Origin of the sequence: Paenibacillus sp. FSL H8-0317 (genome assembly GCF_045040685.1) — a bacterium.
Classification (GTDB): domain Bacteria; phylum Bacillota; class Bacilli; order Paenibacillales; family Paenibacillaceae; genus Paenibacillus.
This window is the reverse complement of the sequence record NZ_CP150294.1, coordinates 1,469,637-1,491,409: the sequence shown is the minus strand read 5'-3', so window position 1 is coordinate 1,491,409 and position 21,773 is coordinate 1,469,637. Positions and strand designations below refer to the sequence as shown.

Annotated in this window: 18 protein-coding genes; 1 reads left to right on the top strand and 17 read right to left on the bottom strand. The window is 46.1% G+C overall.

Annotated elements, in window-relative coordinates; all coding sequences use genetic code 11:
• Positions 1 to 180: 180 nt before the first annotated feature.
• Positions 181 to 1,038 carry a cell wall hydrolase gene (locus tag MHB43_RS06700; RefSeq protein ID WP_091033869.1) on the bottom strand — a complete coding sequence of 286 codons (858 nt, stop codon included), beginning with the start codon at positions 1,036 to 1,038 and terminating at the stop codon, positions 181 to 183.
• A gap of 130 nt (positions 1,039 to 1,168) precedes the next feature.
• On the bottom strand, positions 1,169 to 1,771 hold the full coding sequence (gene thpR / locus MHB43_RS06695) for an RNA 2',3'-cyclic phosphodiesterase (protein ID WP_221819109.1): 603 nt from the start codon (positions 1,769 to 1,771) through the stop codon (positions 1,169 to 1,171).
• 207 nt (positions 1,772 to 1,978) lie between these two features.
• Here thpR and MHB43_RS06690 point away from each other — a divergent pair, with 207 nt between their 5' ends.
• Positions 1,979 to 2,935 (top strand): D-2-hydroxyacid dehydrogenase, encoded by a 957-nt coding sequence (locus MHB43_RS06690; protein ID WP_221819108.1) that lies wholly within the window; start codon positions 1,979 to 1,981, stop codon positions 2,933 to 2,935.
• Positions 2,936 to 3,113: 178 nt separating this feature from the next.
• Here the strand turns inward: MHB43_RS06690 and MHB43_RS06685 are convergent, their stop codons facing one another.
• The 15 genes from MHB43_RS06685 to MHB43_RS06615 form a co-directional block, all read right to left on the bottom strand.
• On the bottom strand, positions 3,114 to 4,091 hold the full coding sequence (locus tag MHB43_RS06685) for a TRM11 family methyltransferase (RefSeq protein ID WP_260632579.1): 978 nt from the start codon (positions 4,089 to 4,091) through the stop codon (positions 3,114 to 3,116).
• A gap of 270 nt (positions 4,092 to 4,361) precedes the next feature.
• Positions 4,362 to 6,074, bottom strand: coding sequence for a methyl-accepting chemotaxis protein (locus tag MHB43_RS06680; protein ID WP_405131582.1), 1,713 nt, complete (start codon positions 6,072 to 6,074; stop codon positions 4,362 to 4,364).
• Between the two features lie 285 nt (positions 6,075 to 6,359).
• Positions 6,360 to 7,385 carry an MsnO8 family LLM class oxidoreductase gene (locus MHB43_RS06675; protein ID WP_221819106.1) on the bottom strand — a complete coding sequence of 342 codons (1,026 nt, stop codon included), beginning with the start codon at positions 7,383 to 7,385 and terminating at the stop codon, positions 6,360 to 6,362.
• A gap of 21 nt (positions 7,386 to 7,406) precedes the next feature.
• Positions 7,407 to 8,822 (bottom strand): deoxyguanosinetriphosphate triphosphohydrolase family protein, encoded by a 1,416-nt coding sequence (locus MHB43_RS06670; RefSeq protein WP_076209597.1) that lies wholly within the window; start codon positions 8,820 to 8,822, stop codon positions 7,407 to 7,409.
• A gap of 591 nt (positions 8,823 to 9,413) precedes the next feature.
• Positions 9,414 to 11,294 (bottom strand): molecular chaperone HtpG, encoded by a 1,881-nt coding sequence (gene htpG, locus MHB43_RS06665; protein WP_339182661.1) that lies wholly within the window; start codon positions 11,292 to 11,294, stop codon positions 9,414 to 9,416.
• A gap of 723 nt (positions 11,295 to 12,017) precedes the next feature.
• On the bottom strand, positions 12,018 to 12,917 hold the full coding sequence (gene nikC / locus MHB43_RS06660) for a nickel transporter permease (protein ID WP_076209596.1): 900 nt from the start codon (positions 12,915 to 12,917) through the stop codon (positions 12,018 to 12,020).
• A 41-nt stretch (positions 12,918 to 12,958) separates the two neighbouring features.
• On the bottom strand, positions 12,959 to 13,963 hold the full coding sequence (locus MHB43_RS06655; RefSeq protein ID WP_017690144.1) for an ABC transporter permease: 1,005 nt from the start codon (positions 13,961 to 13,963) through the stop codon (positions 12,959 to 12,961).
• Positions 13,964 to 14,170: 207 nt separating this feature from the next.
• Positions 14,171 to 15,817 (bottom strand): ABC transporter substrate-binding protein, encoded by a 1,647-nt coding sequence (locus MHB43_RS06650; protein WP_339182655.1) that lies wholly within the window; start codon positions 15,815 to 15,817, stop codon positions 14,171 to 14,173.
• A 924-nt stretch (positions 15,818 to 16,741) separates the two neighbouring features.
• Positions 16,742 to 17,698, bottom strand: a complete 957-nt coding sequence (locus MHB43_RS06645) for a glycoside hydrolase family 25 protein (protein ID WP_339182653.1) — start codon at positions 17,696 to 17,698, stop codon at positions 16,742 to 16,744.
• Between the two features lie 385 nt (positions 17,699 to 18,083).
• Positions 18,084 to 18,584 (bottom strand): phage holin family protein, encoded by a 501-nt coding sequence (locus tag MHB43_RS06640; RefSeq protein ID WP_339182651.1) that lies wholly within the window; start codon positions 18,582 to 18,584, stop codon positions 18,084 to 18,086.
• A 267-nt stretch (positions 18,585 to 18,851) separates the two neighbouring features.
• Entirely contained in the window at positions 18,852 to 19,292 is a 441-nt protein-coding gene (locus tag MHB43_RS06635) for a hypothetical protein (RefSeq protein WP_339182649.1), read from the bottom strand.
• A gap of 21 nt (positions 19,293 to 19,313) precedes the next feature.
• The gene (locus tag MHB43_RS06630; RefSeq protein WP_339182647.1) at positions 19,314 to 19,877 is read right to left on the bottom strand and encodes a hypothetical protein; all 564 of its coding nucleotides are present in this window, start codon (positions 19,875 to 19,877) and stop codon (positions 19,314 to 19,316) included.
• Positions 19,878 to 20,492 carry a hypothetical protein gene (locus MHB43_RS06625; protein ID WP_405131581.1) on the bottom strand — a complete coding sequence of 205 codons (615 nt, stop codon included), beginning with the start codon at positions 20,490 to 20,492 and terminating at the stop codon, positions 19,878 to 19,880.
• Positions 20,492 to 21,103 (bottom strand): pyocin knob domain-containing protein, encoded by a 612-nt coding sequence (locus MHB43_RS06620; protein ID WP_339182643.1) that lies wholly within the window; start codon positions 21,101 to 21,103, stop codon positions 20,492 to 20,494. The genes MHB43_RS06625 and MHB43_RS06620 overlap by 1 nt, the downstream gene beginning before the upstream one ends.
• Positions 21,103 to 21,693, bottom strand: a complete 591-nt coding sequence (locus MHB43_RS06615) for a YmfQ family protein (protein WP_339182641.1) — start codon at positions 21,691 to 21,693, stop codon at positions 21,103 to 21,105. Before MHB43_RS06615 ends, MHB43_RS06620 begins: the two co-directional genes overlap by 1 nt.
• Positions 21,694 to 21,773 lie beyond the last annotated feature (80 nt).

Sequence of the window (21,773 nt, the reverse complement as noted above, 5' to 3'; positions counted from 1 at the left end):
GGAAGGGAACCTTCTTTTATTTTCACTAATTCCACCGTATGATTTGGCAGAAAAAAGGGTAATTTAGAGTATAACGATATTTTAAAATAACGAAATAAAACTACGATTCAGGCTTTTTCAAGGGCCGTGTGATGCCCACACAGTTAACTACCCTGCCTGTTTGCAGAATTTACGGGTCGATTACTTGTAAAAAGTATGATGACCGATCGTTTTTACTTTTTTCTGCGAGCGGGCAACTGTCAGATCGTCGGCAAGCGTCAATGATAAGAAATAATACGTATCATCGGCGACTTCCTTCTTCCCGTTCAACGCAGCATTCACTGCTTTGATGCTGTCCTCGTTAGGAACCACACGTTTCATACGTCCGTTCGCTACAGGACTAAACTGGGATTTCTGATAGATGACCTTGTAAATGGTATCGGGAAAATTGGCTGACCGCAGCCGGTTTAAGACAACATTGGCAACTGCCACTTTGCCTTCGTACGGTTCACCTTCTGCTTCTGCCATGACGATTTTTTGCAGCAGATGCAGTTCTTTATCGGACACACTGTATGACCAGGTTGCGAGTTTCGAGTCTTCCTGGTTCAGAAGTTTGGTCCGTGTAAAGTATAGTTTTTGGGGGGGAGTTGTTACAGCAGCAACTTCTTTGGCACGTTTCACTTTGGCCAATTTCAGTGCAGCTTCTTTTTTGGCTTTGGCCGCAGCTACCGCTCTAGCTTTGTTCTTGGCCTTCGCTTCTTGCAGTTCCTGCTCTTCCTGAGCAGTCGTAAGCCAGTTCTTCGCTGGCAGAGATTCAGTCCACGCTACGGTTTGGGCAGACAGATTAGAGGACAGACTTGTCCCATCTTCCATCATGCGCCTCTCTTCTTGCGTAGATGTTTGGTTATTTTGCACAGAAGCCGCAAGTTCGGTCATCTGTTTACTATCACTAGCTTCATTCCACTTCCCCGTCGCCTGAACGACATTTACCCCCACTATACATACAAGCAGCACTGATAACATCGGTGCTACCCAACGATTTTTGCTTATAATGTTCATTCGAAGATTCCTCCTGTCGAAACAATTCCCTTAACTAAGTAACCCAAAAAAAAGAATTTGAATAACGTTGGCTAATATTACATAGGGATAAACGTTATGTCAATGTGATTTTATGGCATAAAAATGATTATCAGGAAAAAGTGAACGTATCCACGACCTCATACATTGGCGATTGCCCCAGCCTTGTCACATAAAGTACAATGTCCTCCACCATCCATGAATTAGCACCTGTGGAATGTTCCGGAAGCACGCCAGATACCCCTTTATTCTCATTACCTGGAACTTGTCCCAGATATTTTCTGGCAACGGTAATATGGGGAGCATACGGTCTTAATTCAGCTTCATACCCAAGGGGCGAAGTCGCCTGCACGATTTGTTTTTGTAATGAAAACAAGTGCTCTATCTCTCCGCTAACACCTTTCCAAAGTACTTTAGGGGCTTCTTCAAGTCCAAATGTACCCCAGTTCGAAAGCTGAAGTTCAAATGGCTGAAATCCGCTTGTTGCTGAGCGCAATGCTTTTCGCAGGTGTCCGATGTCACTAACTAACGTATCCCCCAGAAATTGCAAGGTTATATGATAATCTCTATGATCTGTCCATTTACGAAAATCCAGCTTGTTCTGTACAAGCCTCGCATCCATCTGAAGAGACTGCTGAACAGCAACAGGAAGACGAATTGCTACAAACAATCTTTCCCGTCGGGATGATTGATCCTGATGTGATTGGTTATTCATTGCATACACCTCTCTAAAGTTCGCTCTATTATTTCATAACTATACATATCGTTTCAAGTTGGGTAAGTATAGATTGACACAAATATAACCATTTGCAAATAAGGCTAGATTCCTGCATTTCCCACCTTAATGCACATCCAACATCAAATCTGATACACTTTAATTATCAAACTCATCAAACTATTTATCTCAGGAGGACCACACATTATGGGTAAAATTGTATGTTTTCCATCTCTATCCGAAGAACAGCAACAACGCATTCAGAATGCTGCACCGGGATACACCCTGAAATTCGGAAAAGCCAAGGAATTGGACCCCGCTGAGTTGAAAGAAGCTGAGATTATTCTCGGCTGGTCCCCACTCGTCACAGAACATGCATTAAAACAGGACAGCCTGTTGAAGTGGGTTCAGGTCTGGTCTGCTGGTGTGGACAATCTCCCCTTCGCAGATTTGCAACAAAAAAACGTTCAGGTCACCAGTGCAAATGGAGTTCACGCGATTCCAATCACCGAAATTATTCTGGGCATGATGTTATCCCACAGTCGCTGGCTGAGACAAGCTATGCTGCATCAACAGCAGGCCGAATGGAAAGCTCCTGCCCAACCACTGCCAGAACTGCATGGCAAAACAGCGGTCATCGTTGGTGTAGGCGAGATCGGTACGGAAACAGCCCGTATTCTCAAAGCACTCGGCATGCGCACGATCGGAGTTCGCCGCTCAGGTAAGGATGTCTCCAATGTGGACCAAATGTACGACATGACCGGTTTACATGAAGCCTTGAACCAGGGCGATTATGTAATTAACATTTTACCGCTAACTGATGAAACCAAACATATATATGATCAAACTGCATTTGAGCAGTTCCGATCCGGTGCCTGCTTCGTTAATGTGGGCCGTGGCCCCAGTGTGAAAACGGAAGCGTTGCTGAATGCACTCCAAAACGGCCAAGTTGCCTTCGCTGCACTGGACGTGTTCGAAGAAGAACCTCTTCCTGCAGACCACCCGCTATGGGGCATGGATAACGTGTTAATTACGCCTCATATCGCAGGAAGTACAGAGCAATACACGAATCGAGCAGTCGATATTTTCGTCAAAAATCTGGAAGCTTACGTCGCTGGCGATACTCTGCCGTTGAACCTTGTGGATTATAGTCATAAATATTAACACAAACACCCGTTCCCATGCAATATTGTGCAAATCAGATCAACGATATCAATGGAACTAAAGAAATATTTCTGTCCTCTACGTTCTAGTGTAAACTGTTAGTTCAATGGATATGTAAGCAATAAAAAAATCTACCTCTGGAAATTTCCCTAGAGGTAGATTTTTTGTTTTTTTACGCTTACATACACAGCCAAATATGACGTACAAACGTGCCTTTATGTACTGTTCGGTACTCTTTTACAGTCCATCCTACTTCCAACAAGTGCTCTTCTACCCACTCTGTGGAAACAATCACTGCCCGTTTTGCCAATCTGCGCAAACTCTCCAGCATGGCTCGTTGCTCAGCATCCGGAAGTACAGAGCAGAGATTATAGGGCATGTCCAGAATTGCTGCATCATACAAATCTTGCAGTTCATTCATATCCCCGAGTGTGATTCGATCCGAATCATATCCATAATGCGGCAGATTGATACGTGCACCTCGGACAGCCAGAGGATTGAGATCGTTACCTTTTGCGTCAATTCCCATGGATAAAGCTTCAATCACAACCGTTCCCATACCACAGCATGGATCAAGCAATCGATGATTTTCTACTCTCGGAACAGCAATATTAACCAGCGCTCTCGCAAGCGTGATGCCAAATCCAGTTGAGTAATTTTGCGGCTTCTGCCGATGAATCTGCCATGATCGATCCGCTTCTGTCCACTGGCCCAAGATCCATTTTTCTCCTGTTCGGATTAGGCCGAAAGTCACCTTAGGTTGTTTCATCTGTGCCTTGCCTTTAATGCACATGCCAACTTCTTTTTCCAGTTGACGAGACTGTGCATAATCAGGGGCTTGATCCCCTTCTTTCAAACAAATCACCTTAAATGTCTCTTCTGGCAACAGATGAATATCCCTGGCAAAAGGAAGCAGATCAGTCACGCTGCCCCCTTCGCCGATCACGTCCAGTCTGCCATGGATAAAAGGACTGCGTCCAGGTGGAGTACATCGTTCAGACCACACATATGACCCCATATCCATACGGATCTCCAAACTCGGTTCAAGCAGCGTATTCAGCTCCAGCATGCATAGTTCTTGCTCGTTCTCGTGGCAAGCAAAGGTGTAGAGGTGTTTCCCAGAAGTGGCGTACATACCAAGTGTTTCATCAGGCAAAATTCCCCTCTCCTTCCTTCATTAATCATGTTTCTTCTATATAAATAGTAAGCTCATTGAAGACATATCAAATACGACTCAAACGTTTGCTTCAGGTAGCCATTGTATACAATGTTAGGCTCCTAGACAACTATCCATTTCCTTGCACGTATCTTTTTGGAAAGAAAAAAAATAAGGTGTTCCCATTGTTGAGGAACGCCTTACTTTATTTTGAGACTCTCACTAATCGCCACCTGCGTGATTCCAGCTTCTTCTATTATAAGGAGAAGGTTATATTTTTAATTTTTCAATGGATGTAAGCAAATCTTCCGATAATTCTTTCAGACTTTGAATGTTGCCGCTAATCGTTTCCATGGAACTTACTTGCTCTTCCGCCGATGCAGAAACTTCTTCCACACTCGCTGCCGATTGTTCCGAAACAGCGGAAATCTGCTGACTGAAATCATTCATTCGTCCGCTTGCTTCCTGCATGCCTCCCAGTCCATCTGTCATCGTGCCGATGACACCAACCATGCCTTCCACCGATTCATTAATTGTACGGAAGAGTTGACCTGAAGTAAGCACATGTTCCTGACCCAGTTCGGTCTCCTGAACGTTCGTACGTAATTCCGCAACCACCCCTTGTGACTCCTGCTGAATATCCTCGGTAATCGCCGTGATCTCTTCAACCGAAGTCTGCACAGCCTCAGATAACTTCCTCACTTCTGATGCCACTACGGCGAATCCGCGTCCACTCTCTCCCGCACGTGCTGCCTCAATGGAAGCATTCAATGCAAGCAAATTGGTTTGGCGTGCAATGTCATGAATGACCTGAACCAGCTTGGAAATATCATCATTTTTACGATTCAACCGTTCCATCTTGTTCATGGAAGCCGAGACTGAACCGGAAATCTGTTGCATCTGCTGCACCGACTGTTCCATCACCTTGCGACCATTCAGACCTTGTTCCAGTACAAGATCCGACATGACGCGCAGCTGGCTGCCTTGTTCCGTATGATTCTGAATGTGATCATTCAACACTTCAACCGTACGGGCTGATTCCACGGCTGTCTCTGCCTGGCTCTCTGCGGCCTTGGCTGACTCTTCCATGGTCACAGCAATTTGCCGACTGCCTATCTTAACCTCTTCTGAGGATATTGCCAGTTCCCCACTTTGCAGATTGACAGCTTCGGCAATTCGTCTGACGCTCAGAACCATGGAAGTCAGGTTACCTTTCATGTCATTCACCGCTTTGGCCAGAACACCGACTTCATCCTCATGTTTGGTATGTATGTCCTGAACATTCAATTGGCCTTCTGCAATCAGTTTCACCGCACTAATGACACGCAGCAGTGGTTTCACGACCTGTGAACGAATAATTGGAATGCTGATCGCTGTAATGGCAATCATAACAAGAACACCGATAATGATGATTAATCTACCATCCTGTACCGATCTGATCGTTTGGGCCGCCGCAAGATTGGACTGTTCCTGATTGTATTCCACGAGATAATCGAGGTCGACTTGCATGGTGTCAAAGGAATCAGCACCTTTATCAGCTACTTCCTTCGCCAGCTGTGTCTGCCCCTCATCACTCAACTTGATCGCTTGCGTATTAATCTTGAGATACGCTTCCCATTTGTTCTTGAACGCTGTCCAATGTTCGAGCTCATCCGCAGACTTCTCCTGCTGATCATAGATTTTAATCGCCTGCGTCGTTTCACGAATATACTTGGTACGCTCTTCTGACAAAAATGCCTTGTCTGTCTCTTCCGCGTCAAAGTGGCGATAACTTAGTGACAGGACATGCTCTGTGGTATAATTTAACCGGTTAATTTGCTGGATTGATGGCATCCAATTGTTCGTAATTTCATTGGTATTGGTTTCGATTGAATTCATCCGGGTGACAATCGTGACACTCAAAACAATTAAACAGAGGATTAACAAGTAGAACGCGATGCTGATACGCAGACCGATACTCTTGATCTTGAATCTGCTGAACATATGATTTCCCCCTTGACCTCTTCGGTCATCCCGAATACAGGTGCGTTTGTCATTGTTTTCCCCTTCTATTGACCTCTTGTCAAAAGAACTTATCTATATTATATCGGTAGGAAAATAGACGTAAAGTATTATAACATTATTTTGTCATTAAGATGCTTGATTTTGTAAGAGATTGTTGAATCTTGACAAAGTCCAAACTGAAGAGCTGCAGCATACGGTAAAGTCCCGATCTGCAGCTCTTCGGTTTGTTCGGATTTCAACGGCTACCTTCATAAAGCGATCAGCCTAGTTCAGTATTGCTGTCTTATGCTCAGCCAGCAATCGATATGAATCCAACCTGCGCTCATAATCTGGTCCCGCCGTAACCAGAAGCAACCTCTCCGTATCCAGCCTGCGACTCACCTGTTGCAATCGCGCCCATACCTGCTCAGGTGTACCTGCATAGTGCCGTACCGATTCATTTTGATCACTAACGGCTACATCATTCGTGTTAGAGACCACGATACCACTTGAATTCGGCCCGGTCGAACGTTCTTTTCCATCCAGCTTACGTCTCTCCGCCATGTTAAGACTCCAGCCCAAAGCATCCGTCTCTGACTCGGCACACAATACGCTGACTGCCACCATAACCTCAGGCTCCTTCATCGTTGCACTAGGAATAAATCCTTCTCGGTATCGCCTTACAGCCTCTGTACCATCGGCATCACTCATGAACTGACCAAATACATATCCCATGCCAAACCGAGCCGCAAATTCTGCACTCTTCACGTTAGTTCCCAACATCCAGAGTGATAACGGGAGCTCGGGAATCGGACGAGCTGTCACGGGATGATCCTCGTACATGTAGCGGTCTTCGAGCAGTTCTGTGAGTGCTGCGAGCGATTCAGGCAGTTTGGATACATGGTGCAAGTAATTGCCACTAAGTGCCATCGTGGCATGAGGTCCACCGCCCGGAGCACGTCCGAGCCCAAGCTCGATGCGCCCCGGATAGAGCGCAGCCAGCAGGCGGAACGACTCCGCAACCTTGAGTGGGCTGTAGTGTGGCAACAAGACCGCACCAGAGCCAAGTTGGATCGTTGTTGTCCTTGCTCCGATGTGCGATAACAGTACTTCGGGAGAGGCCGATGCCAGTTCAGCCATATCATGATGCTCTGACGTCCAGTATCGGGCGTATCCCCAAGCCTCGGCATGTTGCGCAAGTGTCACCGATTGTTGAAGCGCCTGTTCCGCTGTGGCATCGTTTAACCTTGGAACAAGGTCAAGTACGCCCAGACTGAACGTCTCACTCATTCGCTTAGCCACGCGTCTCATCTCCCTTTATATCGGTTAATTTTAATCCAGATCGTAGATCGAACCCACCTTCAGACCGTAGAGTTCATTATATATTTTCTCGGCAAATGCATCCGTCATACCTGCGATATAATCGATCACCATGTGTTCCCAAGTCCAGATCGGCTGGGCTTTGGCTTGATCCTTCTCATACCGTTGCAGCCAGTCGGATGGAATAATGGATTTGGACGTTTCCGGATCGAGGAATGCATCCCATAATCGCTTAATCATCCACTCACTGCGCTTCTGTAGCCGCTGCACACGTAGATCACGAATCATGGTCACCCAGGCAAAACTCTTGAGCACACTCACCGTACGCAGCATATCAAGGTCTTCAGCCCCTTCACGGACAAAAGTTACCTTCTTCCAGTCGCCGTCGTCAATAACGCCCAGGCTGCCTACAAAAAAGCTCACCCAGTAGGCTTTCACCTCACGACGGGTACGCGAGTAATCATGCTCGCAGAACGGCATCTTCTCATTCCAGATGCGCAGGAACGAAGCGAGGACCTCTTCTACCTTTTGCCCAATCGCTTCTCGGGTCCATCCGTTCCAGAACAGATCCTCCAGCGTTGTAATCTTATCCACAATCAGTCGATTCACATGCGGATCTTGCAGGAAATGCTCATGTACTTCAATTTTGCCTGCTTTGATGCCATCCTCCAAGTCATGCGAGGAGTACGCAATATCGTCGCAAAGGTCCATCAACTGTGCTTCCAGCGTCTTCTTGCCTGCCGGCACGTTCCAGCGATCACGGATCTCCCGAATATATTGCCACTCATGATGATACATGCCTTTTTTGCTCTCTGTCCCAGGGTACGGATACTTGTTGATTCCTAGTAATACCGCATCAGACAGGTTCAGTCCATCGATATCTTCACGCTTCTCCAAGTGCATAATGAGACGGAAGTTGTGCGCATTGCCTTCAAAATGCTCGTATTTCCGTTTTAACTCGGCACGGACTTCAGACTCCACCTTGGGAACTTTGGCGCTGCGGCTTTTTTTCATGATTTTCTTAGCCTCGGTGTTGATGAGGTCATCCAGAATGCCATCCAATACTTCTTCACCTTTATGTCCAAACGGCGGGTGGCCAAAATCATGTGCGATTGCAGCGCACTCCACCACTTCTGAATCAATAATAAGACCGGGGTTGTCCGCGCGGTCCCAGTCCACCTCGGGAAAACGGCGAATTAGGCTTCGGGCAGCTTCTCGGGCAATCTGTGCCACCTCCAGGGAATGGGTCAAACGAGTACGATAATAATCACCCGTTCCTGCGCCAAACACCTGCGATTTGCCCTGTAACCGACGGAAGGTCGGTGAATGAATGAGTCTCGAATAGTCCCGTTCATACGCTGCACGAGATCCATCCAATTTGGTTAATTCAGGATATTGTCTATGTTCTCTCAGATCGTTCCATTGCATGGGGATCACTCCTAGCCGACTGTCTCTATTTTGAGTGATTATACACAACATCTGTGGTTTCGAAAAGTAAAACCTGTCTGTGATTGTCATCTCTTCTTACATCAATTTGTGATGAACAGTCATCTTCTCTTATTATACCCTGCCAGACTATCATCCGTGCATCTAAATGATAATGATTAAAATTGAACTCATTATTCACATATGCTCGCTCCCATAGCAGAACAACCATAAGTACTCACTGTGACACCAGGTAGCCGTTTCGGTTACGGATCGTTCTTCTGATCGCTGTTGTCTCCAGGTTTTCTGAATTCCCTTTACTAAGGGAAAAACCCGGAGAAAAAGGCGAACGCTTCGCTTCTTCAGAATCGATTCCGTCCCCTTCACTACTTTTGCTGTCCTTATAATACATAATGGTATTCATCATTCAACTCGCTAAAAAATCGAGTGAAAATCAAGTTCAATTTAGAAAATATCATCATTTGCTTCAATGATAGTCTGCCTCCCCCGCGCCCTCCCCGTTGTTGGTAAAAACAAAAAAAACCGACAGGACTGAAACGCCCTGTCGGGGTGGAGATGGTGGGTGCAACGGTATTACACCATAACCTTACAGATATCATTGGTGAATTCTACTGGATCTTGAATTGGCAATCCCTCGATCAGCAATGCCTGGTGGTACAGGAGGCTGGTGTAGAGGTTCAGCTTTTCCTGATCCTGTGCGAAAGCGTCTTTCAACGATTTGAAGACATCGTGATTTACATTGATTTCGAGCACTTTGTCGGCTTGTACGTTTTCGCTGTTTGGCATAGCTTTCAGGATTTTCTCCATTTCAATCGTCAATTCACCTTCGGTGGACAAACATACCGGGTGGCTTCTGAGACGTTTGGAAGCTTTAACCGCTTTGACTTTACCCGCCAATTGAGCTTGCATCGCTTCAAACAACTCTTTGTTGTCGTTGTCCTGCGCGTCCGTTTCTTCTTTATCCGCGCTATCTTCGATACCCAGGTCACCACTGGAGATAGATTTGAATTCTTTCTCCTTGTAGTTCGTGATCATCTTGATTGCAAACTCGTCGATGTCATCGGTAAAGTACAATACTTCGTACCCTTTCTCAAGAACACCCTCGATCTGTGGCAGCTTCTCAATACGGCTAATCGATTCACCGGATGCATAATAGATGTACTTCTGATCTTCCGGCATTCTGGAGACGTATTCGTCCAGGCTCACGAGCTTGCTCTCTTTGGAAGACGTGAACAACAGCAGATCCTGCAATGTATCCTTGTTCACACCATAGTCGCTGTATACGCCATATTTCAACTGACGTCCAAACGCTTGGTAGAACTTCTCGTAGTTCTCACGCTCGTCCTTCAGCAGGCTTTGCAGTTGGCTCTTGATTTTGTTCTTGATGTTCTTCGCGATCAGGCTAAGCTGACGGTCATGTTGCAACATCTCACGGGAGATATTCAGGGACAGGTCTTCCGAATCCACCATACCTTTGACAAATCCGAAGTAATCTGGCAACAGATCCCCGCATTTATCCATGATCAATACACCGTTGGAGTAAAGTTCAAGGCCTTTTTCATACTCTTTGGTGTAGTAGTCAAACGGCGTGTTCTCCGGAATAAACAGGATTGCATTGTATACCACTGCGCCATCTGCGCTGATATGCAGGTGTTTGAGCGGTTTGTCAAAACCGTAGCGTTTTTCCATATAGAAGTTCGTGTAGTCTTCTTCGGTCAATTCGCTTTTATTTTTACGCCAGATCGGCACCATGCTGTTCACGGTTTGTTCTTCTTGGTATTCCTCGAACTCGTTCTCCGTGCCCTCTTTCGGACGTTGACCCGTTACATCCATCTTGATCGGGTAGCGAATGAAGTCGGAGTATTTCTTGATGATGGATCTCAGGCGGTACTCTTCCAAAAATTCGTCATAAGAATCTTCTTCGGTATTTTCTTTGATCGTCAGGACGATTTCCGTACCTACGGAATCTTTCTCAGCTGGTGTGATCGTGTAACCATCCGCACCTTCGGACTCCCATTTCCAAGCCTCGTCGCTGCCCAGCGTTTTACTTGTTACGGTGAGCTTGTCCGCCACCATAAATGCCGAGTAGAAACCAACCCCGAATTGTCCGATGATGTTGTGGCCTTCTTTAGCTTCATTTTCCTTCTTGAACGCCAAGGAACCACTCTTCGCGATAACCCCCAGGTTGTTCTCCAGCTCTTCCTGCGTCATCCCGATTCCGGTATCCGTCAGTGTGAGCGTGCGGTTTTCTTTGTCAATCGTGAGTTTGATGAAGTAATCCTCTTTGTTGAAAACGAGCGCATCATCCGTAAGTGCTCTGTAATAAATTTTATCAATGGCGTCACTGGAGTTGGAGATCAATTCTCTCAAAAAGATTTCTCTTTGGGTGTAAATGGAGTTGATCATCATATCCAGCAAACGTTTGGATTCTGCCTGGAATTCTTTTTTAGCCATGAGTGGTTGGACTCCTTTCAAATTGGGATATCGAATGATTTGATTGAAAATAGAAAGTAACTGAGATAATCCTGCGGCCATTAGTAGACTTAAAAACTCGATCGCTCTAGTCCACAGATATTGTGCTTCACTTCTAACTGGCTCATTGTTAAAAATAAGTGCACGACGTTCTGCAATGTAGCCGTTCCGGTTACGAATCGTTTTTCGGATCGCTGTTATCCCCAGATTTCTTTGATTCCCTTTTTAAAAGGGAGAAATCCGGTGATAAAGGCGAACGCTCTGCTTCCTCCAAATCGATTTCGTCCCCTGCACTACTTTTGCATCTGATCAGCACTGATTTTTTAGGATAGAGCACATCAATGAAGTGATATCTCTTAAACGTGGAATGCTACTTCAAGTCTGTTGCTTCCTTGGCTTCGCATGTCCTACTCAGGTTCAATCTCTATTTTCAAAAACAGAATCATTCCATATGTAGGCGTACAGTAAAAACATCATTTGTTAGCACTCTAATGATCGGAGTGCTAAACCCTTCCTTTTATATAACATATGGGAAAATTGGGTGTCAATACGCAGGCGGTTATTTTAACAAAAAGATCGAATAACCCTTCGACTTTTGCACATCACCAATCATTTTAACGTAATCCAGCAAGTAAAACAAAAGCCGCCTCGAACCAAAGTTCGAACCGGCATAGGGAAAGATACTACGGTTAGGATTAGAAAATTTTACTTTTTCACCATTTTCGGATCAAGGGTGTCGCGCAGGCCATCGCCCATTAGGTTGAAGCCGAGAACGGTTAACATAATGGAAACGCCGGGGAAAATCAGTGTCCACGGTGCTTTTTGTATAAACTGACGGGAGTCCGACAGCATTTTACCCCATTCGGGATCGGGTGGTTGTGCGCCCATGCCTAGAAATCCGAGCGCAGCAGCTTCGATGATCGCCGTCCCAATTCCAAGTGTACCTTGCACGATCAGCGGAGTAAGACTATTGGGCAAGATGTGGCGAAACAAGATTCGCCCATTACCCGCTCCAAGTGTCCGCGCCGACGTAATGAATTCCTCCTGTCTCAAGCTGAGTACCCGTGAACGCACCAACCTTCCGTAGGTCGGGATGTTCACGATGGCGATGGCGAGCAATGCATTTTGCAACGACGGGCCCAATATCGCCACAATGGCGATGGCCAGCAAAATCCCGGGAAAGGCGAGCAAGATATCAAATAGACGCGAGATAAGCATGTCAGCCCATTTTCCATAAAATCCGGCAATTAAACCAAGCAACGTGCCCGCGATAATGGAACCAATAACAGAGAAGAAGCCTACCCATAATGAAATACGCGCCCCATGCATCACTCTGGAAAACACGTCACGCCCCAGATCATCGGTACCAAACCAATGCTCTGCCGAAGGGGCCTGAAGCCGATCCACCAGCACCTGTTCCTTATAATCGTAAGGAGCGATATATGGCGCGAGGAAGGCCAACAGGATAAAAAACACGATAATAATTAGACCTGCAAGGGCAAGCCGATTTTTCCGAAACGTTCTCCACGCTTCCCGCCATGGACCGGATGTGCTCGCCGACGCAGCGTCTATGGATGGTCCGGTATTGGTTGATAATTTGGCCATGCGGCGTCTCCTTTCTTGGATATGAATGAATGATAAATCCCCTATTTATAACTGATCCGTGGATCAAACACGGCGTAGAGCAGGTCCACAATCAGGTTAATCACCACGAAAAAGAAGGCCACTATCAAAATCCCACTCTGGATCACCGGATAGTCCCGCGAACTAATCGCTTCATATATATAACGTCCGACGCCCGGCCAAGCAAAGATCGTTTCGGTCAACACCGCACCCCCAAGCAGCGATCCGGTCTGGATGCCGATAACCGTGAGCACGGGAATAAACGCATTTTTGAGTGCATGCCCATATACAACAAAAAACGGACCCAGCCCCTTCGCCTTTGCTGTACGAATGTAATCGGAACTCATCACTTCCAGCATGCTGGAACGCGTCATCCGGGCAATAACAGCCATCGGAATCGTTCCCAGTGCAACACTTGGCAGAATCAAATGTTTCGTTACGGTCCACAACTGATTCCATTGTCCAGCAATCATCGTATCCAGCACATACAAGCCCGTAATGGCTTCCACCGGATCACGTGCATTCATGCGCCCAATGGATGGTAACCACTGTAACTTGTTCGCAAACAGCCATTGTTCCATCAGACCGAGCCAGAAGATCGGCATGGATACACCCACCAAAGCAATGACCATACAGCAATAATCAAACCAGGAGTTGTGCTTCCATGCACTGACAATACCGGCATTCACCCCAATAATGACAGCAAATAACATACTCGCCATCGTTAATTCAAGGGTTGCTGTCAGATAAGGCACAATTTCCTGGGCAATAGGCACCTTGGTGCGGATAGACGTTCCCAGGTCACCTTTGAGCAAATCGCCCAAGTAGGCGAAATATTGCTGGAACCAGGGTTTATCCAGACCGAGCTGGTCACGAAGGGCCTGCTTGGATTGTTCGGTTGCCTTTTGCCCAAGTATGGTCTCGGCCGGGTCACCCGGAATGGCGTGGATGATGGAAAAAACAATCAGGGTCATGCCCAGAAGTACGGGCAGCAACACAAGCACACGTTTGACAATATAGCTGTTCAATCCTGTTCACCTGCCTTCGACATATCGTGCAAAATAAAAAGCGCCGGCAAAAACGCATGCTTTGGATAGTTACGTCCGGATGTGGGTTCTGCCAAGCATTTCGTCTCACCAGCGCTTTGAAAGAAAGAATTAAAACGTAATCACTCCGAACTGTAGTGCCATCTTCAGATCGCATTTATCCTGAAATTGATAAGTTCAGCTTACAGCTTACTCGAAATAAGCACCGGCATAGGATTCGGTGCCCAGTGGAGAAGGAACGAAACCTTTCAGGTTCGATTTACCCGCCAGAATTGGCGTCGTGTGTACCAGAGGAATCCACGGTGCGTCTTCCTTAATAATTGCCTGCGCTTGTTTGTAAAGCTCCGCACGTTTCTCCTGATCTGTTTCTTTCTGCGCATCCGTCAGTAGTACGTGCAACTCTTCGTTAACATAGAAGCTGCGGTTGTTGCCCGGAATGGCGTCTTTGTCGAGCAACGTGTACAGGAAGTTATCCGGGTCCCCGTTATCACCTGTCCAGCCGAGCATGTAGATATCGTCTTTCTCCCCGGCTTTCGCATCATCCAGATAGGTCGCCCATTCTGGGGATTCAATGTTTGTGGTAACACCAATTTTCTCAAAATCAGCTTGGATCGCTTCCGCTACCTTCTTGCCATCAGGCATATACGGGCGAGATACCGGCATTGCATAGAAGGTTACCGGATCAGGCAAACCGTCAGGGAAGCCAGCTTCGGCGAGTAGAGCTTTTGCTTTTTCCAAATCATATGGGTAATCCTCAATGGTATCGTTGTATCCCCACAGCGTTGGAGGCATCGGGTTCACGGCAGGCTCAGCTTGTCCAGCAAAGAATGCATCAATAAGGGCCTGCTTGTTCACCGCATGGTTGAGGGCTTGTCTGACTTTGACATTATCAAATGGTTTCTTCTTGAAGTTAAAGCCGATATATGCCACGTTGAACGGTGGACGCTCGATCTTCTGTAACTCGCTGTTGCCTTCAAGAATGGACAGATCGTCCGGGTTCAGGTCTTCCATAACATCAATCTCGCCGTTTTGCAGGGCATTGAAGCGAGCGGTATTATCCGGAATGGAACGCACGATCACTTTGTTCAGCTTTGGCAGTCCTTCTTTCCAGTAGTCCGCGTTTTTCTCCAGGGTGATGGAGTCGTTACGCTTCCATTCTTTGAATACAAATGGGCCGGTGCCCACAGGCTCGCTCTTAAAGTTTTCCTTTTTCTCCTGAATCGCGGTTGGGCTGGCAATGCCAAATGGCGTCATCGCAATATTTTGCAGGAAAGGTGCTTGTGGCTGGTTCAATGTGAACTCCACCGTAGTTTCGTCGGTCGCCTTCACTTCCTTGATCACACGTCCGTCCTCTGGACCAAACATGGAGTCGTAATAATCGAAGGAATCTCCCTCGAATTTATATTCACTCGCCGGATCACCCCAGCGGTTGAAGTTGAACACAACAGCCTCGGCATTAAAATCAGTTCCATCATGGAATTTCACACCGGATTTCAGCTTAAACACATACTTCAGCCCATCCGCCGAAATCTCCCAGCTCTCTGCTAGTCCAGGAACGACTTCTGTTCCACCTTCCTTGTAGTCCAGCAACGAATCAAACACCTGATGCCCAATCTTAAGCGACTCCCCATCGGTTACAATCGCCGGGTCGAGTGCTACCGAATCCCCACCACGGCCCATAATCATCGTATCCTGTGCTACCGTTTCGGTTGGAGGGTCGATTCCTTCCGCCGGAGCAGGTGTAGCCTCTCCACTCTCATTACTGGAGCAACCAGACAACACCAATACGGTACTCAAAGCCATCGTTAGAACACCGGACATCCATTTTTTTCTCATTCGCATACGTACAACACCCTTCCCTGTCTCATAATGTGTGTGATGCTGGCATGAAAGATCTCCAATGTTGGCAATCGGTTTGGTGCTATGTATCATATAAAAGGCTTTAGATGCCTGCGATACCTGAATTAAAGTTCTGGGGAAAGTACGGCATGTATATGAAATGTAAAAACAGCATGGGACACGTATGGAATACAGGTAAATTTCAGATCGTGCACATGGATTGAGGACGTCGGTTGATTACTTTTATAAAAAAAAGAAAAAGGTTCGACAACGTATCTTGTGAGATGAATCTATGAAAATGAATGAAATTGATGCGTTTTATTTGAACTTAGGTCAATAAGCAACAGCGAGTGGGTATGGACTGGTAAGAGCAAGTTTAAGTTGGTAGATCGAAAATACAGATGGGCATACGGATACTACGCTGCTGGCTACGCAATAAAGTCTGTTCCTTGAGCGTGTCGTCTTGAGCATGGAGTGTGGAAGCCGGATTAGGTATCGTTCGTTTGCAATACGGATGAAAGAAACTCAACAAAGGCTAGGTTGTTAGCTGTGTAAGTTGTTTATTAGAGTGGTTTTCTCTTGCAGATTGGATGTGTAAAACGTATGAACGAGTCATCTTGAGATGTTGGATTGTACAACAGGAGACATTACAATAACTTCATATGTTATGGTTTTGTCATGATGAGGAGGATTGTGTAAATAAACTGTGGTGAAAAACAATTTCGTGTAACTTACTTTACATCACATTAATCAATTAGACAAGAGATTTACAGACATAAGTCTTCAACTTTATTATATGTGTTAATATCACTTACACTAAATACAAAAAAGGAACACAGTTCGACAAGAAACGTCCCGTGTCCCTTCTCCATTCAATCCATATTCAGATAAGATCAACATTTTAATTTGCTAAGAATCAGCTCACTTTTTAAACAAACCTCTGCGATGCATCACGGTAATAAAACGGTAAAAATCATAACTCGCCCCATTATCGATGCTGAACAATGGATTTTTGGTGTCATATGCTAGTGCTGCATCCACAGCTGCCTTTGCCCATACTGGAACTTCCATTTGCTGACGTGCCTGCAGTTTATCGACCTGGGATTTGAGCGCATCAAACGCTGCTTTCTCTTCGGCTGTCATTGGTTCGCCCCCTTTCGGTGGTTCGGTTGGTGGATTCGGATGACTTGGATTCGTCGGATTGCTCGGTTCGGATGGCTCCGGTGGTTTCGGCGTAGCCGCTGTGTACCTTGCTCTGAGCTGTGCCGCTGTTCCCTCGAATTCATTCATATCCACGTTGCCGCTAATGCCATTCACCTTGCCGGAATCCGTATACTGCCAGAATGTCCAACGCTTCCATGCTGGATGGTCGTCTGGTACACGGGTGTTGCTGTAACGTGCGATCCACAGATCGTAAGAGCTGAGTGATGTGTCAAAATTCCCGGCAAATGAATTGCCTGTGTATATGATCGGTTTTACACCTGTCAGACGTTGTAATTCAGTTAAAAAAGCTTTGGCAACTGTATTCATCTGCGCTTTGCTCAGGTTGCCCGGGTTGTTCTCGTAGTCCATGACGGGTGGCAGTTGTAGCGCTTTGGCGCCTCCGACTTTTTTCAGCGTATTCGCATAATGTGCCGCTTCTGCCTTGGCACCATCGGTGGATGTCGCGCGAAAGAAGTGGTACGTTCCAACCAGCATGCCCGCTGCAAGTGCACCTGTTACATTTTTTTGATAATTCGGATCGGTATACGTCTGTCCCTCGGTTGCCTTGATGAATACAAATGTCATGCCACTTGCCTTCACTTTCGCCCAGTCAATATTACCCTGGTATCGGGAGACGTCAATGCCCTGTGTGTTGCCCGAACTCCTCGTTTGCATGTTTCTCACACCCTTTATGCGGCAAATTGCCGTTTGTATATAGTTAATGCGGTTGGATCAAGGGTTGCTTGTGTGCGTGTCCTTGATGTGTTGGAAATGAACTGAGCCTTGTTCACACGGACACTCCGATGACAGAATAACCTTCCAATCGCTGTTATCCCCGGTTTTTTTGATTCTCTTTATAAAGGGGAAAATCCGGGGGATAAAGGCGACCGCTTCGCTTTTTCAACTTTTTTCTGTCCTCTCCGTTATTGTGTGAAAATGTTAAGTTCAATCTGTATAGCCGCCTAATATAGCTTTGCTTATTTAGATTAGTTCTGTTTAATCTGACATTCGTACTAATCAACAAACGTTTAATATAACTATACACTCGCAATATTAATCGCTACTTAACGTTATCTTTGGTTGTCGGTGATTCTGTGTCGTCCGGATCTGCCTGTGAAAAAGAGTCTTTGGCACTTGGGGAGAAGTTACCGGGGAGTTCTCCGGTTCCCCCTTTGCCCTTGAGCACTTCAATTGCTTGCCGAATCACCGGCGGAATGGGTGCACCCAGTTTGCCTCCATTTTCGATGATCGACAACAACTCATTTGCGATATAAAAAAAGGCGACCGCATCCCTGAACAAATGTCCGTCTCCCAGAACACCGTCCACCAGATGAGCCACCGATACCATTGCAAATATAAATACCTTTCGGGCGATGCCGAACATTCCGACATTGCTCTCTAACTTGCCAGTCATACCAGCCGCCGCGATGCCCGTTAGGTAATCGAGGATGACGAACACAAGTAGTACGCCGAGCACGCCTGACCAACCTCCGAAGAAGTAGGTTACTGAGCTGCTCATGAGTGCAATTCCCCATTTCCATAAGGTATCCCATCGTTCCATGGTTTCACCTCCTTTAATTTTTGTGATAACTGCTTCAAAAGGTAGTAAAATAGCGCTCCGTATTCGGAACGCTTGTTACACAATACTTCCGTTTTGGTCTATCCCTGCTGTTTCCAGAGCAGCCCTCACTTTATCACGATTACCGTTTGCAGTCGGAACATCGTCAATACCGATCATTCCTTTATGAATCATCATTATATATACAGCCAACATATTCTCACCCCTTTCGTGAGTGTTACAGCCCAACGGATTAACAATCTTGCAAGTTTATCCCGCATCAGGCATCAAGTTAAGCAACATCATGTGCAATTCCATGAGCGCCAATTGATTCGAGTTGTTTTCTTCCCGCAATCGCTGATTTTCTGCCGCCAATTCAGCAATTTGAGACGTGAACGATACCATAGGTGGTTGCGTTTCCTCGTCTCCTTTGGGTGGATAATCGAATAACGGTTCCAATGTTTCCAGATCAACGCGTGCAATCATGCCACCTTCTGCACGATCAAGGATGTACGCTCCGTGATCCAATTGAATCATGCCCACCGAATCAGGTACTTTATCAGCCAAGGCTTGAAACAATTTAAAATCCTGATCCCGCGTGGTTTCGACAACGATCCCGGCACTTTCTGGTGTAATAACAATGACGTTACCTGATTGCAAGTCGTAGTAAACCTTGTTACCGATTTTATTTTTCGGTTCTTGTTCGGTCATTTTTCCACTACCTTTCTATTTCTACTTTGCTACCGCTTCGAGATTGAGAAAATATATCTGTATTCTTTGGGTTGCTCCAGTTGTATTTGTTGCGATCAAGGAAAAGTAAACAGGACCATTCACATCAAATCCAGCAGGTTTATTTGCCAAGTCTGCTTTATTCCACCCTACCGTGGCGCCAGATGTTTCCATTGGCGTTATTGGTGATCCACCGGATACGGACGTCCATACGGTTCCCTGTTCTAAGTCAACAAAAATCGGTCTAAGCCATAAATAATAAGTTACTACAGTCGTTATTGGCCATCTGTTTCCAAACCTATCGGTTAATGCGTAGTAAGCAGTTATACCACTTTGTGACGGTACGCTTAGTCCCAATAACGTATACGTTGCAGCAGCAGACGGCCCTATTCGTAAGATTTTTGCGCCGCGAATTGTAAAAAATGACGCCATCTCTCTTTCACTTGACCCATTCGGCACATCATAACTAACGGGGTTACGCGTCGGGAGGGATATACGTTGTAGTTTTTCAAAAGCTGACCCGTCAATTGAACTATTTTCCAATGAGTAACCATTAATTAAAGGCATCTATACCACCCTTTCTAAAACGATTGAGACTTGGACGGCTGCTGTTGTCACAACCCCTATACTCAATGTTTTAGTTGGTAAAAATATATCAGGGTTTGGAATAATAAGAGTGTCATTTGCTATCACACTTTGTTCTACCATTAACTTCCTTGTTGAATCAATGTCGATAGTTACTTTGGCATCCACGTTTGTCGTATTACAAATAACTATGGACTTGATAAGATAGTTGTAACCAAATCCGCTAAAATTTCCAGATGTAGTAAATAAAGCTGTCCGTTTAGAATAATCGTAATCAATTGCTACATAATCCTCTTCAAACCCACTTATCGTAAACTCTACTTCACTCCCCCCTGATCCTTGTACTTGGATAGTCTCCCCCGCCATTAACGGTATATCTAAATCGTTAATAACTAAAGTTTGTGACCCTTGCAAGCTGTGATCATACGCAATATAAGCGCCGCCAACTATCAACCGAAAGGTTCTATATAAATTGGCGGTAGTATTAACAATTACGATTGACTTTATAACGGCGTATTTACCAGCCGGGACAGAATAAACTGTTGTCGCTGCCGATGATGCCTTACCTGCGTATAATGCCTTTATTGTAGCTGCCATTAACTGATCGGCCCCCAAACGTTTCGTTTTGGTGTTTGCAATTCCCAAGGGTTCCAATCAGCATTCATTTTCACCCTTTGATATGTTCTTGTCCTTCCTGAATAATTCGCTTGTGTCAATCTCTGCAAAGTCCAAGTTAAACCAGAATAATTCCGTGTCAACACTTCCACATGGTAAGCCCCGCCATTATTGTTAGGACCATTAATGAAACCAGATATAAAGTAAAACCCAGTATTCAATAACGTATTCAAGTCAACCGACCCAGTCAGATTGGTAACAAAACCTTCGTCACTGGTAAGTTTGTATTTTTGCCACGCTTTATCATCCACGTATTGTTGAGCCGCTAATCTAGCATAACTGAGCGCCTTTTCAGTAGGTGCAAGTTTTTCAGAGTCACCATCAATTTTATTAGATAACTGGACCTTCCCTTTCTGCGTCAAAGACGCATCGGGAATATCCATCTGACTCACAGCTTCACGAAGCGTATCCAAATCCTCCTGCGTCGCCACACCTGCGTCAATCTTTTCAAAAATTCCATTAATACTCTCCCGGGTTACATTCTCGTTCCCCAAGGGCAGAGGCAATTTCAGTCGATCTGTTTCTTGTGGCATTACGCCCACACCTCCAGTTCATTCCACGTCAAGGACGCGGCATCGAGTTCGTCCCATGTCATCTGTTTGTTGTCCAGATCGTCCCAGACCAGATAGCGATATTCATATTCCACGGCCATATGGGCCGGTTTCAATTCTTCAATCGCCTTTTTCAGATCATCGATATTGAGCGGGCTGCCCATCGTATCCACAAAGCTCACCGTAAAACTCCACGTTTCCGGCTGAAATGTCACATCTACCTTGCCCCCATCATACGCCTCAGCCACATTCGCAACTTGCCTGCCCGAGAACTTTCCTGCCCCGCGCAGCTTTGACTCCACCACCGCACGCCGTTGCTCCACAGGTTTGAGACGGTCCGTCTCAATACCTAGCTCCTGCTCCCAAAAGTCCAGCCCCCACGTCGCTGTACGGACAAAAAACTGCTCCAGCGTCTCATCCAGCGCCTGGTACAGCAGATCCATTTCGCTGCCTTTGGTCTGCATATCAGCCTGCATCACACGTGAAGTCTCATAATACCTGGGCAAATACGAGAACAACTCCCGCCCTTTCTCACTCGTCAGTCCAACATCTACAGTAGAAGGAGCACTCATGCCCTGTCCCCTCCCTTCCTTGCACATCATCATGAAACGTCTCGCTCACCAGCTCTAACTCAGATCGGCGTACTTCTCTC